Raw genomic sequence first — 13,243 nt, forward strand, 5'->3', positions numbered from 1 at the left:
ATCCCGGCCGCGACCCGCGGGCCGCGTCTGCGTCAGGTCCAGACGAGATCTGACCTGAGAGGTATGGAAATCCCCTGCCAGACGTGCATGTCACGTGAGGGCGCGGGCCAGCGCGTCGACGAGCCGCCGCGCATGCGCGCCGTCGCCGTCCAGGTCCGGGTTGAAGTCGGCCACGCTGAGCCCCACCAGGGCGGGCGAGGCCAGCATGGGGCGCATCAGCGCCACGAACGCCTCCCAGTCGAGCCCGCGAGGCTGGGGATAGCTCACGGCGGGCAGCGCGGCCTCGTCGAGGGCGTCGACGTCGACGTGCAGCCACACCGGCCCCCGTGCCGCCAGCGCCCGCTCCCACCTGCGGCCCACCTGTTCGGGGCCCGCCGCGACGATCTCCTCCGCGCTCATGCGCCCCATCGCGTCGGGGACCCGTCCGAGCTCCTCCGCCGTGTCGCTGCTCAGGGAAGCAGGCCGGTGTCCGAGGATCACCACGTCGGCGGGCTCCACCAGGGGGACCTCTCCGGCCAGGTCGACCAGGCCGGGCGGTCCGTCCCCGGTGAGGATCGCCAGGTCCATGTCGGCCGCCTCGCCCGAGGGCGACGACGTCCCGTCGTAGTAGTCCGCGTGGCCGTCCACGAACCACAGCCCCACCCGCCCTACGGCGTCGCGGACCCCGGCCATCGTCCCCAGCAGCAGCGTGCAGTCCCCGCCGACCACCAGCGGACGCTCGCCGGCCGCCAGTGTGGCCGCCACGGCCTCACGCAGCGCCTGTGCGGAGGCGCACAGCTCGGAGAAGCCGATGATCCCGGTGGCCGGATCACGCACCGCGTCCCGCAGCGGCGGCGCCACGTCACCGGCGTCGACGGCCCCGAACACCTCTGGCAGCCCGGCGCGGCGCAGAGCCTGCGGCGCGAACTCCTCTCCCCGACCGGCGCCGGAGGAGTCGATGGGCGCACCGAGCACTGTCCACATGGCTCAACACTATTCCGGCGACCGCGTCCACCAGGGAAGGCGCGCGTCTCAGCCGCGCCCCACGAACGGCATCGCGGTGGCCGTGATCGTGAGGAACAGCACGTTCGTGTCCAGCGGAAGATTCGCCATGTAGACCACCGCGTCCGCGACGTGGGCCGGATCGAAGGTCGGTTCCGGGGCTCGGGTGCCGTCCGCCTGGGTGGCCCCCTGGGCGATGCCTCCGGTCATCTCGGTGGCCGCGTTGCCGATGTCGATCTGTCCGCAGGCGATCCGGTACGGCCGGCCGTCCAGCGAGATCGATTTCGTCAGGCCCGTCACGGCGTGCTTGGTGGCGGTGTACGCCACGCTCGCCGGGCGCGGGCTGTGGGCGGAGATGGAGCCGTTGTTGATGATCCGCCCGCCCTGCGGCCGCTGCTCCTTCATCATCGCCACGGCGTGGTGCGCGCACAGGAAGGCGCCCGTCAGGTTCGTGTCCACCGTCCTGCGCCAGTCGTCGACCGAGATCGTGTCGACCGATCCAGGAGCGCCGAAGGTGCCCGCGTTGTTGAACAGCAGGTCCACCCGGCCCCAGCGCTCGCGAACCGCGCCGAAGAGGGCGGCCACGGAGCCGGGGTCGGTGACGTCCGTGGGCACCACCAGCGCGCTCGGATGATCTCCGGCCGTCTCCCGCAGCGCCCCCTCCCGCCGGCCGGCGAGCGCGACCCGGTAGCCGTCATCCAGCAGTGCCCTGCTCACCACGCGGCCGATCCCCGATCCGGCCCCCGTCACCACCCCTACTCCACCGGCCGTCATCGTTCCTCCGCACGCTCCTTCCAGGCCGAACCCACGCGAGACGCTCGGCTGGGCCACCCCCAGCCGAGCGCCCCGGAGCGAGCAGGCTACAGCCCGGTCATCACGAGCCGGATGTAGTACGAGTAGTAGGTCTTCTGCGTGCCGGTGATGGTCTTGTAGACGTACGCGATCTGCCCCGTGGAGAGCGTGGCGCACGTGGATCCGTACGCGTTGATCGAGCCGAGGTTGTAGCCGCTGCCGACGATCGGCGGGTCGACCTCGCGCAGGCTGAAGTTCGCCCACCCGCTGGTGCCGATGGTGGTGGTCGGGTTGGCGAAGTTGCCGGAGTAGGCGCGGTCGCCGTTCGACATGGCGACGTACTTGCTGCCGCTGGGGTAGTAGTACCCGGCGAGATCGATCTTGACCTCGTCCGTGCCGTCCTTCTCGTCCACGTCGTACAGGTCGACGTAGTCCACCTCCACCCGGCACGTCGTGGCCGCCGCCTTCGCGCCGGCGGGCGAGGCCGTGGCCACCGCGGCCGGAATGGCCAGGCCCGCGGCCAGGACGAGCGCGGGGATGAGTCGCTGAGAGCGCATGTCGTCTTTCTCCTTCGGTGTGACGTGCGCCTCAGAGTGCGGCGGGCGGCGTGAGCGAATCGTGAGAGCGCAGGTCATACGTGCCTTTTTGCATGGCGGCAGGCCGCGGGCGCGCCTACCGTGCGCGTCTATGGGAGAGTCGCTGAGCCTGCTGCTGCTCGGCCCGCCGGAGCTGGCCGTGGGAGGGCGGCCGGTGGGCATCCGCGCCGCCAAGACGCGCGCCCTGCTCTGCTATCTCGCCGCCACGCCCGGGCCGCGCCCGCGCTCGGAGCTGGCGGCGCTGCTGTGGGGTGAGCGCCCCGACGCCAACGCCCGGGGCAGCCTGCGCCTGTCGCTGTCGGAGCTGCGCAGGGAGGTCGGCGGGTGGCTGGACATCACCCGCGACCACGTGCGCTTCCGCGCCGGCGACGGCTGCTTCGTCGACCACGAGCGCCTGGCCAGGACGCCGAGCGTGGCCGAGGCGCTGCGGTTGTGGCGCGGCGACTTCATGGACGGCGTGTGGTTCTGCGACGCCCCGGCCTTCGGCGGCTGGCTGGAGTCGGAGCGGCGCCGGGCCCGGCTGCTGCTGCGCGGGCTGCTGCTGCGCGGCGCATCCACGCCGCCCGAGGAGTTCGTACGGCTGGCGCGGCTGGTGGCGGCGCTGGAACCGTACGACGAGGAGGCGCACCGGCTGCTGATCACGGCGCTGGCGGAGTCGGGGAACCGGGGCGCGGCGCTGGCCTGCTACGACGACCTGCGGCGGCGCCTGGCCGACGAGCTGGGGGTCGAGCCCGCACCGGAGACGGTGGCCGTCCGGCGCGGGCTCGTGCGCGCCGCCCCGCCCGTTCCCCGCACCGGCCTCGTCGGCAGGGACTCGGAGATCAGGGACGTGCGCGCGCTGCTGGCCCGGCGACGCCTGGTGACCCTGCTCGGCCCCGGCGGCGTCGGCAAGACCCGCCTGGCCATCGCCGCCGCCGCGCCGTCGTGCGCGTTCGTGTCCTTCGCCGGGGTGGGCCCCGAGGCGGCCGTCACGACGCTCGCCCGCCGTCTCGGCGTGGACCTCTCTCCGCAGCGTCCCGCCCTCGACCTGCTGCTGTCGGCCCTGGCCCGGCGCGAACTGCTCCTCGTGCTCGACAACCTCGAGCACCTGCAGGACTTCGATCCGGTCATCGCCCGGATCATGGGCACCGCTCCGGGGGTGAAGATCCTCGCGACCAGCAGACGGCGACTGGACGTGCCAGGACAGGTCACGTTCGAGGTGCGGGGCCTGCCGAGCCCGGCGGCGGAGACGTTGTTCATCTCCAGGGCCGCGGGGGCGTTCGATCCTGAGCGGCACGCCGCCTCGGTCGCCGCGATCTGCGCCGCCACCGGCGGCCTGCCCCTGGCCATCGAGCTGGCGGCGGGCCTGCTGCGCGCGGTGCCGCCCGCCGAGCTCGCCCAGCGCCTCGGCGCCGACCTGCTCTCTGCTGCCGGGCCCGCCGTACGGCCGCGGCACGCCTGCATGCGGACGGTCTTCGAGACCTCCTGGCGGCTGCTCGACCCGGACGCGCAGCAGGCGCTGGCGGCCCTGTCGGCGTTCGGCGGCGGCTGCACGCTGGCAGCCGCGCTGGAGGTGGCCAGGACCACGCCGCGGGTGCTGGTCCGCCTGGTGGATCACTGCATGATCCAGCTCGCCCCGTCCGGCCGGTACGTCCTCCACCCCCTCATCCAGCAGTACGCCGCCGAGCACCTGGATGCCCGGGAGCGTCGCGCGGTGCGGGAACGGCACGCGGCCTGCTTCGCCGGGCTGCTCGACCGGCACGCCACGGCGCTCCAGGACGCCTCCGACGCCGAGGTCACCCGCGTGCTGGGCGTGGAGATGGACAACATCCGGCTGGCCTGGGCCGCGTCGGGCCTGCCCGGCTTCCTCGACCACTACTGGCTGCTGTGCCTGCGCCTACGCCTGTACGAGGAGTCCGGCGCCGTCGTGCTGCGGCATCTGGCCTCCACGCCCGAGGCCCCGTACCTGCGGGCGCGCTGGTTGCGGATGGCGGGCGTGAGCGAGCACCAACTGGCCAGGGAGTGCGAGTCCGCCCGCCTGGCCAGGGCCGCGCTCGACACGGTGGGCGAGCCGCTCCCGGCGTCCCGCCCCGGCCTCGCCGCCGCCGCCCTGACGGCCGCCGCCCGCCTGCTCCTCCATCGCGTCCTCCCGGCCCGCCACTCGGCGGCCGGCGCCGAGGCGGCACAGGCGCTGACGCTCCTGGCGCGGCTGGCCTACCACCAGCAGGACCTGCTCACGATGCTGGCCGCCTCGCTGCGCCAGCTCGACGCCGCCGGCCGGACGCGCGACCCCGCCCTACGCGCCGAGGCGTACGCGAACTTCGCCACCATCGCCCGCGTGGCCGGAGGCCACCGCCTGGCTGCCCACTACGGCGCCCTCGCCGACCGGTCGCTGCGGAGTATCGGCCACCCGACGGAACCCGCAAGCCGCGCCCGCCTGGCCAGGGGCCTCGACCTGCTCGCGACCGGGGACTTCGAGGGGGCGCGCGGCTCGTTCGCCGAGTGCCGGGCCAGGACCCTCGACCCCCGGGTGGCCGAGAACTGCGCGGGGATGCTCGCCGAGACGGCCCTGTGGCGCGGCGACTTCGAGCAGGCGGCCGAGCTGTTCGCCGACACGGCGGAGCAGGCGGCCGCGCGGGTGGGCGGCGACGACATCGGCCGCCACTGGTGCCTGATCGGCCAGGCCGAGGCGCTGCTGCGGATCGACGGGACGGGCGCGGAACGGATCGGCCAGGTGTTGGCAGCGGCCCGCGCCTCCACCGACCGCCGCCGCGCCCACGAGCAGCAACTGGGCCTGCGTGACGGCCCCGTCATGCCGGTGATCCAGGAGATGCGCCTGCTCACGGCCGAGGCCCGGCTCGGGCTGCGCGACCCCGGGGAGACGCTGACGACGGCGCTCGAACTGGCCGCCCGCCTGCCGTCGGCCCAGCGCGGCATGCTGGAGTGCTGGTCCGGCCTGGCCGAACTGCTCGCCTGCCTGCCCCCGGACGCGGGTACGGCACGCCGGCTCGGCCGGCACCTGGCCGGGTTCCAGTCCCGCCACCCAGGCGCCGCGGCCCGCATCGGCTGGGCCCGTGCCCTCGTCCTGGCCCACGGAGGAAGACGGAAGGCCGCGGGTAAAGCGGCGGAACAGGCCATGAGGGCGGCCGGGCGGCTCTCCGCACCCTACGACCGTCGCAGAGCCAAGGATCTGATCGAGCGCCTCGGGTGAAGGCTTTGATCCACTAATTCACGAAAAGGCGGGCGCCGAAATTTAACCTGTTTTCAAGTTGTCAAAACTGTTGTAAACCATTCCTGTCAAGGAATGGTGGTGCTGCGTGACACACGCGGACGGGCGAATCGCCCGTGACTTGTATGCCGCAATTGTCCAGGGCGGCAGTCCGGCCGCGACAGGAGCGGCCATCTCCCAGATCATCGGACGGCGCGTGGCGCACGACGCGCTCCGCCTGGTCGGCCTGAATCCGGCGACCGGAGTCGGCCTGGGCGTCTTCAGCTTCTGGCACGAATACCAGCACGCGCTCATCAGCGACCTGGTGCTCAACCGGTACCTGCACGGAGACCCGTGCCCGCCACCGGCGCTCGCCCTGCTCGGCGAGCCGGTCGCCGTCGTGGGAGCCGGAGGCTGCGGCGACACCGGCATGCGGCGGCTGCTGTCCTCCCATGGCGTGGGCGGCGAGCTCCGGCTGCTCATCAAGGACAGGCACGGGCCATGGGGCCTGCTCGGCCTGCTGCGCGCGGAAGGCGCCAGGCCCTTCAGCGTGGCGGACCGCAGGGAAGCGCAGCGGCTCGTCCCCGCGCTGGTGACGGCCCTACGCGGCTACGTCACCGCGGGTCCGCTGACGCCCACGGTCCCCTCCCTGCCGACCGGCGTCATCACGGTCGGGCCCGACCATGCGGTCAGATCGATCTCGCCCCAGGCGCGCGACTGGATGCGGCAGATGTGGCCGGGCGCGGGGAGCGGCGTGCCGGACTGGATCGCCAACGCCTTCTGGGTCGGCCTGTCCCTGCACGCGCGCACCCACGCCCGCGACACCGGCGCCTGGCGGCCGCTGCTCTGCGCACCCGCCGCCAACTTCGGGCGCTGGGTCCTCATCCACGGCCAGCCGCTGGACGAGCACGGCGACAGCGACGTCGCCATCCTCATCCAGGCGGCCGGCGGCAGCCTGCTGCTGCCGTCATTCTGCGACTGGTACGGCATCACCGCACGTGAGCGCCGCATCCTCGAGCTTCTGTACGCCGGCGCCGCCCCGAAGCAGATCGCCCGAGCCCTGGACCTGTCGGCCTACACCGTCAACGACCACCTGAAGTCGCTTTACGGCAAGACAGGCGCCCAGGGCAGGGACGAACTCATCGCGGCCATCTCCGGCTGACACCTCAGACGAAGACCTTGACCACATTGCCGATCGCCTGTCCCGCGGCTACGAGCTTGATGATGTCGTCCAGGAAGGGCACGAAGTCGGCGTTGACCCTCGCCTCCCAGTGCCAGGACCAGCTGCGGTACAGGTCGCCCCAGTGGTCGTGCATGAAGGTGTTGATCTCGGAGTGGCCCCAGTCGTCATCGCGTGAGCCGGACTCGAAGGTGCCGTGCACCCGTCCGGTGTGCCCGAAGGTGTAGAGGTTGCCGACGGCGTCCTTGACGACCCAGACGAAGGCCGTGTCGTAGCTGATCGCGCCGGACACGTGGAAGTGCCCGCTGAAGTTCCACGAGCCGGTGTCGCTCAGGCCCAGGTTGGCCCAGCCGCCCACGGCCACGCCGTCCCTGAACCCGATACTGGCGTTCCAGGGGCCGAGCATCTGGGCATCCATCGCCACCGGCAGCCCGACCCCGGACGCGGCGGCGACGCGCTGCCCGAGGCCGCCCTTGACGGGCGACTCCGGCATGTGCAGCGAGGCCCCGACGGAGGCGCGCACGTGGGACGCGGTATCCCATTCGCGGAGGGCTGCGGCCACACCATTTGCCTCTTCTGCGGTGAATTGCGACATTTGAGATTTCCTCCCGGAATTTCCCCTGCCCCGCGGCCATTCCGCGGCCATTTCAGGATGGAAAATCGAGGAGGTCAGAGAAATCCCCAACATTGGGGATGGCTCACGACTTACGCCCGGCGCGCCTGGTGTCGACGTTGCCGGTCAGGGTGTTGAGGATGCCGGGCAGTTCCGCCACGGTCCGGGCGGGCAGGCCGGTCACGGTCTCCTCCGCCAGGGCGCGCCACAGCTGCTTGACCTGCTCGGCCAGCGCCCGGCCCGCGTCGGTGAGCTCGACGACGCTGGCGCGCTTGTCGGAGGGGGCGGGCTTACGCCGGATGTGACCGGAGGCTTCGAGCTTGCGGGTCATGAGCGTGACGCTGGGCGGCTCGCAGCCGAGTGCCTCGCTGAGCTGAGCCTGGATCATCGGGCCGGTCCGGGCGAGCTCGAGCAGCAGCGCCTCCTGGCCGGGATGCAGGCCGAGCGGGGCCAGCAGCGCCGCGGCCCTGGCCCGGTGGCGCAGGCTCAGCAGACGGATGGCCTGGTTGATGGCGTCGGCTTGCTCGAAGTCCACGGGCCCCTCCTTGACGGATTAGTTATGCGCATAACATTATGCACGTAACTAATCTTACCTTGCATCGAGGGAGCTGACATGACCGTGAAGGTCGCCGTCATCTACTACAGCGCGACAGGAAGCGTGCACGCGCTCGCGCAGGCCGTCGCCGAGGGCGCCGCCTCGGCCGGGGTCGAGGTGCGCCTGCGGCAGGTCGCCGAGCTGGCGCCCGACAGCACGATCGACCAGAACCCGCTGTGGCGGCGGCACGCCGACGCCACAGCGGAGATCGCCCGCGCCTCGGTCGAAGACCTGGCCTGGGCCGATGCGTTCGCCTTCGGGACGCCGACCCGGTTCGGCACGCCGGCCGCGCAGCTCAAGCAGTTCATCGACCAGGCCGGCGGGCTGTGGCAGGAAGGGAAGCTGGCCGACAAGCCGGTGACGGCCTTCACCTCGGCGTTCAACCGGCACGGCGGCAATGAGGCCACGATCTTGTCGCTGAGCAATGTCTTCTACCACTGGGGATCGCTGATCGTCCCGCCCGGGTTCACCGATCCGGTCGTGTCCGCCTCAGGCGGCAACCCCTACGGCACGTCGTTCGTGACCGGCCCGGCCGGAGACGGCCCGGACGCCGCCACGCTGGAGGCGGCCAGGTACCAGGGACGACGGCTCGCCCAGATCACGATCCGGCTGATGGAGGCCGGCCGCGTCTCCGAGGGGACCGCCCCGCGGAACGGGGCCGCGCGAGCCTCCCAGACCGCGTGACCCCGGCATTCAGCACCGAGGAGACGCTTGTGACGACCACCGAGCTCCGCACCCCTTCCTGGATGGTCCTGGCACTGGCGTGCGCCTGCCAGTTCATGGTGATCCTGGACGCGTCCATCGTGAACGTCGCCCTGCCCTCGATCCAGCGGGACCTCGGCTTCACGGCCACCGGCCTGGCCTGGGTGGTGAACGGCTACCTGCTCACCTTCGCCGGCTTCATGCTGCTGGGTGGCCGCGCCGCCGACCTGTTCGGCCATCGCAGGACGCTGGTCGCCGGCCTGTTCCTGTTCTCCGCCTCGAGCCTGGTCGGCGGCCTGGCAACCGCTCCTGAGGTCCTGGTGGCGGCCCGCGTCGCGCAGGGCACGGGCGCCGCCATGCTGGCCCCGGCGACGCTGGCCGTGATCAACACCGGCTTCACCGAGGCGCGCGCGCGTGCCCGGGCCTTCGGCGCGTGGTCCGCCTCGGGCGGTGTGGGCGGGATGGCCGGCGCGATCGCGGGCGGCGCCATCACGACCGGCCTGTCGTGGCGATGGGTCTTCCTGATCAACGTACCGATCGGCGCGGTGCTGATCGCCGTGGCCATGATGTCGCTGTACGGCACGCGCACCGCCCGGCGGGAATCGCTCGACCTGGCCGGCGCGGTCACGGGGACGGCGGGGCTGGCCGCGCTGATCTACGGGGTCATGCAGAGCGCCGACCACGGCTGGACGTCCGTGCAGGTCGCCGTGCCGGTGGTGGCGGGCCTGCTCCTGCTCGTCGCCTTCACCGTGGTGGAGGCGCGCTTCGCCGCCCAGCCGATGATGCCCCTGCGGCTGTTCAGAAACCGGAGGGTGGCCGTCGGCAACGGCATGCTGCTGCTGTTCGGCGGGATCGCCATCGCGATGTGGTACTTCACGTCGCTCTTCCTGCAGAACGTCCTCGGCTACAGTGCGCTTCGAGCCGGCCTCGGCCAGACACCCGCGGCGGTGACGTTCGTGGTGATCGCGCGGCTCTCCGCCGCCTGGCTGCCGCGAACCGGCGTGCGCCCCCTGGTGCTGGCCGGCTCCGGCTGTTTCCTGGCCGGGTTCGGCTGGCTCGCCCAGGCCCACGCCGACACCGGCTACCTCACCGGGGTGCTCGGGCCCACGCTGCTCATCGCGGTCGGCATCGGGCTGACCTTCCCCACCCTCATGGCCGCGGCGACCGCCGACGCTGCCGGGAGCGACGCGGGGATCATCGGCGGCCTGGCCAACACCGCCAGTCAGGTGGGCGGATCGGTGGGCCTGGCGGTACTCGCGACGGCCGCCGGCGCCGCGACGGAGTCCGGCGGGACCTCCCCGACCGCCCTCGCCGCGGGCTACGACCTGGTCTTCCTCCTGGCGGCCGGCCTCGCCCTGGCCATCGCGCTGGTCAGCATGCTGCTTCCCCGGCATCGACGCGTCTGACCACCGGCCCGCAGGCGCGTTCACTGACTTGTCTACTGCTAGCAACCTTGATCGTAAAGTCCGTATGCGATCGTTTCGGGCGCCGTGCATCAATGATCTAGACCCCGGAGGATTCACCGCACATGCCCATACGTGCCGCATTGGCCAAGGCCACCGCAGTCATCGCCGTGGTCGGCGCCGCCTGCGTCCTGACGCCCGAGGCTCAGGCCGCCGCCAATCCCTACACGCCGGAAGGGGTCTGCGGCTCCGGCTACCACGTCGTCGACTCCAGGACGCTGACCCACCAGAACGGCTCCACGGGTGGCAAGGTCTACCTGCTGTACAACAACTCCAACGGATACAACTGCGCCGTCACGATCAAGGGCGTGGCCGTCGGGACGGCCACGGACACCGGGTTGGACCTGCTCGTCTTCAGCAGCGGCGACAACTTCACCCACCACGAGAACAACGGCGACTTCAAGTACTACGCCGGGCCGGTGCGTGTCAGTGCGGCCGGCAAGTGTGTCGAGGTGATCGGCTACACCTTCTCGACCACGTCGAACACCAGCTACGCGGCCACCATCCCCAAGGGACACTGCGGCCGCTGACCAGGTTCGTAGTGATCGACGTCACAGGGAACCTCCGGTCCGTTCCCGTCCTCTCTCGTGGTGAAGGTAGCTCACACGATCAGGAGGCGAGAGTCATGCGGGATCGGACGCGCGTGCGGGCGGGGATGGCGGTGGCCGCGGTGCTGGCGGCGGACGCCGCGGTGCATGTGTACTGGATGACCGGCAGCACCTGGCCGGCGCAGGACCCCGAGTCGCTGTCGCTGGCGGTGCTCAACGTCGTGTTTCCGTTCACGCCGCGGGTCCTTCTCGTTCCGCTGACAGCGGCAGTGTGCGCGTCGGCACTGATGGCGGTGGCGGTCGGCCGCCCTGCCTGGCCGGCCCGGCGGATTCCCGCCCGGGTCAGAAGGCTGGGCGGGCTGCTGGTCGCCACCGGGATCCTCATCCGCGGCCTCGCGGGCCTCGTCTGGGCGTTCGGGATCGGAGCGAGCCCCTCGACGCCGTTCTACTGGCTCAATCTGCTCGCCTACACACCGGCGTGCCTGGCCCTGTTCACCGCGGCGGTCATCGCCACCCGGACGACGACCCCGGCCGTCGCGACACCGGTGGGCGGCCGGCCACTCACCACGCGGGGCGCGTGATCGGGCGGGTCAGTCCTCGGCGAGGACGATGACCAGGTCGCGGCGGCCGAGCGTGACCTGGTCGGATTTGCCGGGGTTGAGGACGACGCCGTAGTTCGGCGGGGCCGTCGACTCGACCTGCAGGCGGTAGCCGATGGCGGTCTCGCCGCGCATCCGGGCCGAGGCCACCAGGGTGGCGAAGCTGACCGTGACCCCGGGCTGGACGTAGTCCGTGGCGGGCTTGAGGTAGATCTCCGAGCCGTCGGAGTTGAACAGGTAGCGGAACACCGCGCCCAGGTGCGGGTTCTCCGAGAGCTGCGTCATCAGCAGGCTGATCAGCTTGTCGCTGACCACGAAGTCGTCGGCCTTGGTCACCTGGGCCAGGCGGCGGTTGCGGTCGTCGTTCATCTCGCTGACGATCGGGAAGCGCTGTCCCGTGCGCGAGGCGATGTCGCGCAGGTGCAGCAGCGTCACCAGCGTGCGCGAATCGGCGTGCTGAGCGTCCAGCCCGTCGTCGGACAGCACGATGATGTGGTCGAACACCCCTGGATCCAGCGCCTCCAGAGTGAACCTGGCGGTGGTGTCGCACTCCTTGACGTTGACGGCCAGGTTGCGCAGGCCGACCTTCATCCGTTCCACCTGGTCGCCGTCCTCGATGCCGCCGGCCGCGATGTCCAGCGTGGAGCCGGGCGCCACGTACTGGTCGACCTCGGTGACGATCTTCGCGGCTCGGCTGTTCCAGCCGATCAGCAGCGTGCGCTCGGGAGGTACGGCCTGCCGTACGGGCTGGGCGATCGCCTGCTGGACGACGGGCGGGAAGCTGCGCACCAGCCGGATGGTGGAGTCGTCCTCGGCCACCACGATCATCTCGTCGTCCTGCTGGATCACGGTGTCCATCGGCGGGTTCAGCACCACGGACCCGTCTCCGCGCCGGATCCCGATCAGGCAGGCGGTCTCGTAGGCGAACAGCGCCTCACCGTACGGGAATCCGGTCAGCTTCGGCTCGGCGCGCATGTAGATCTCGTCGCCGCCGTAGTCGAGCAGGTCGGTGCACACCACTGACAGACCCGACTGACGGGCGGTCTGCACGATGAGCCGTGAGGCGATGTCGTCGGTGTCGACCACCTGCGCGTACCCGCCCCCGGCCAGCTCGGCGGCCTCCAGGTTGTTGGTGTCGGCGACCGAGGCGATGATCGGCGGGCGCCGCCTGCGCCAGTTCCGGTTGGTCAGCCCGAGCAGCGTCTTGATGACGTGCGCGTCAGGATCCTCGCCCTGCGGGGACAGCACGATGACGGAGCGGGCGGTGTCCAGGCTCAGCAGGTCGAGATCGGTCGGCTCGATGGGGCTGCCGCTCCGGACGACCACGCGGGTCTTGCCGGTGTCCCCGACCCGGGTGCGCAGTTCCTCCTCCATCTCCAGCTTGTCGCGGTCGCCGAGGATGGCGATGCAGGACTTGGACTCGCTCTCGTTGGCCTGCACCAGCTCGGGAATGATGGTGAAGATCTGGTCCGACCAGCCGATCAGGACCGTGTGCCGGTCCTCGACGATGCGCGAGCGCCCCTTGCGCAGGTCGGTCAGCTTGTTGTCCAGGCCGGTGGTGAGCACGCCGACCAGGCTGGAGACGATGAGCAGGCCGCCGATCGTGATGGCGAAGCCGAGGACCGTGAAGATCGCGCTGCCCTCGTTGTCGCCCGCCATGGTGCCCGCGTCCATCGCCCGCATGAGGCTGCCCCACAGCGCGACGTACCAGCTGTCGTGCACGTCCTTGTCGGCCAGGAGCATGGACAGGACCGCGAACACCACGACCATGACGACGGTGACCAGCGCGAGCCAGCCGATGAGGGCAGGCGTGCCCTTCGACATGCTGTTGTCGAACTTGTAGCGCAGACGTTCTCGCCGTGTGGCCATGACCACCCCGTCCTGTCGGCCCGGCCACTTGGGATCTGCTCGGTAAAAGATGAACGCGAGAGCTACAGGAGGCGACCGGGGGTCCATAAAGATACCAGTCGCAACAATTGTCGCGTTG

Annotated in this window: 12 protein-coding genes; 6 read left to right on the forward strand and 6 right to left on the reverse strand. The window is 71.3% G+C overall.

From position 1 onward, the window contains the following. Nucleotides 1-90: 90 nt before the first annotated feature. The 3 genes from KIK09_RS45185 to KIK09_RS45195 form a co-directional block, all read right to left on the reverse strand. Nucleotides 91-963, reverse strand: a complete 873-nt coding sequence (locus KIK09_RS45185) for an arginase family protein (protein ID WP_214325710.1) — start codon at nt 961-963, stop codon at nt 91-93. 48 nt (nt 964-1,011) lie between these two features. Then, nucleotides 1,012-1,755 (reverse strand): SDR family oxidoreductase, encoded by a 744-nt coding sequence (locus tag KIK09_RS45190; RefSeq protein ID WP_214325711.1) that lies wholly within the window; start codon nt 1,753-1,755, stop codon nt 1,012-1,014. Nucleotides 1,756-1,841: 86 nt separating this feature from the next. Continuing rightward, complete coding sequence (locus KIK09_RS45195) at nt 1,842-2,330, reverse strand: hypothetical protein (protein WP_214325712.1); 489 nt, start codon at nt 2,328-2,330, stop codon at nt 1,842-1,844. Nucleotides 2,331-2,460: 130 nt separating this feature from the next. On the opposite strand from KIK09_RS45195, the gene KIK09_RS45200 reads away from it, so the two are divergent. After that, nucleotides 2,461-5,559, forward strand: a complete 3,099-nt coding sequence (locus KIK09_RS45200) for an ATP-binding protein (RefSeq protein ID WP_214325713.1) — start codon at nt 2,461-2,463, stop codon at nt 5,557-5,559. A 106-nt stretch (nt 5,560-5,665) separates the two neighbouring features. Continuing rightward, the gene (locus tag KIK09_RS60340; RefSeq protein ID WP_214325714.1) at nt 5,666-6,718 is read left to right on the forward strand and encodes a helix-turn-helix transcriptional regulator; all 1,053 of its coding nucleotides are present in this window, start codon (nt 5,666-5,668) and stop codon (nt 6,716-6,718) included. Between the two features lie 4 nt (nt 6,719-6,722). Here KIK09_RS60340 and KIK09_RS45210 read toward each other — a convergent pair whose 3' ends face one another. Further along, nucleotides 6,723-7,259, reverse strand: coding sequence for a hypothetical protein (locus tag KIK09_RS45210; protein ID WP_214325715.1), 537 nt, complete (start codon nt 7,257-7,259; stop codon nt 6,723-6,725). A gap of 175 nt (nt 7,260-7,434) precedes the next feature. Then, the gene (locus KIK09_RS45215; protein WP_308164691.1) at nt 7,435-7,884 is read right to left on the reverse strand and encodes a MarR family winged helix-turn-helix transcriptional regulator; all 450 of its coding nucleotides are present in this window, start codon (nt 7,882-7,884) and stop codon (nt 7,435-7,437) included. Nucleotides 7,885-7,962: 78 nt separating this feature from the next. On the opposite strand from KIK09_RS45215, the gene wrbA reads away from it, so the two are divergent. The 4 genes from wrbA to KIK09_RS45235 all read left to right on the forward strand — a co-directional run bounded on the left by wrbA (nt 7,963) and on the right by KIK09_RS45235 (nt 11,238). Continuing rightward, on the forward strand, nt 7,963-8,628 hold the full coding sequence (gene wrbA, locus KIK09_RS45220) for an NAD(P)H:quinone oxidoreductase (protein WP_214325716.1): 666 nt from the start codon (nt 7,963-7,965) through the stop codon (nt 8,626-8,628). 29 nt (nt 8,629-8,657) lie between these two features. Then, nucleotides 8,658-10,052: an MFS transporter gene (locus tag KIK09_RS45225; RefSeq protein WP_308164692.1), complete on the forward strand. Its 1,395-nt coding sequence runs from the start codon at nt 8,658-8,660 to the stop codon at nt 10,050-10,052. A 122-nt stretch (nt 10,053-10,174) separates the two neighbouring features. Beyond that, nucleotides 10,175-10,639, forward strand: a complete 465-nt coding sequence (locus KIK09_RS45230) for a spore-associated protein A (protein ID WP_214325717.1) — start codon at nt 10,175-10,177, stop codon at nt 10,637-10,639. 95 nt (nt 10,640-10,734) lie between these two features. Further along, nucleotides 10,735-11,238, forward strand: coding sequence for a DUF3995 domain-containing protein (locus KIK09_RS45235; protein ID WP_214325718.1), 504 nt, complete (start codon nt 10,735-10,737; stop codon nt 11,236-11,238). Between the two features lie 9 nt (nt 11,239-11,247). Here KIK09_RS45235 and KIK09_RS45240 read toward each other — a convergent pair whose 3' ends face one another. After that, the gene (locus KIK09_RS45240) at nt 11,248-13,125 is read right to left on the reverse strand and encodes a CASTOR/POLLUX-related putative ion channel (RefSeq protein WP_250574781.1); all 1,878 of its coding nucleotides are present in this window, start codon (nt 13,123-13,125) and stop codon (nt 11,248-11,250) included. Between the last annotated feature and the right edge of the window lie 118 nt (nt 13,126-13,243).

Origin of the sequence: Nonomuraea sediminis, assembly GCF_018531495.1 — a bacterium.
Taxonomy (GTDB): domain Bacteria; phylum Actinomycetota; class Actinomycetes; order Streptosporangiales; family Streptosporangiaceae; genus Nonomuraea; species Nonomuraea sediminis.

Excerpts from the sequence above, each read along its gene's own strand:
- KIK09_RS45185 (WP_214325710.1), bottom strand. The coding sequence starts at position 963 with ATGTGGACAGTGCTCGGTGCGCCCATCGACTCCTCCGGCGCCGGTCGG.
- KIK09_RS45190 (WP_214325711.1), bottom strand. The coding sequence starts at position 1,755 with ATGACGGCCGGTGGAGTAGGGGTGGTGACGGGGGCCGGATCGGGGATC.
- KIK09_RS45195 (WP_214325712.1), bottom strand. The coding sequence starts at position 2,330 with ATGCGCTCTCAGCGACTCATCCCCGCGCTCGTCCTGGCCGCGGGCCTG.
- KIK09_RS45200 (WP_214325713.1), top strand. The coding sequence starts at position 2,461 with ATGGGAGAGTCGCTGAGCCTGCTGCTGCTCGGCCCGCCGGAGCTGGCC.
- wrbA (WP_214325716.1), top strand. The coding sequence starts at position 7,963 with ATGACCGTGAAGGTCGCCGTCATCTACTACAGCGCGACAGGAAGCGTG.
- KIK09_RS45230 (WP_214325717.1), top strand. The coding sequence starts at position 10,175 with ATGCCCATACGTGCCGCATTGGCCAAGGCCACCGCAGTCATCGCCGTG.
- KIK09_RS45235 (WP_214325718.1), top strand. The coding sequence starts at position 10,735 with ATGCGGGATCGGACGCGCGTGCGGGCGGGGATGGCGGTGGCCGCGGTG.
- KIK09_RS45240 (WP_250574781.1), bottom strand. The coding sequence starts at position 13,125 with ATGGCCACACGGCGAGAACGTCTGCGCTACAAGTTCGACAACAGCATG.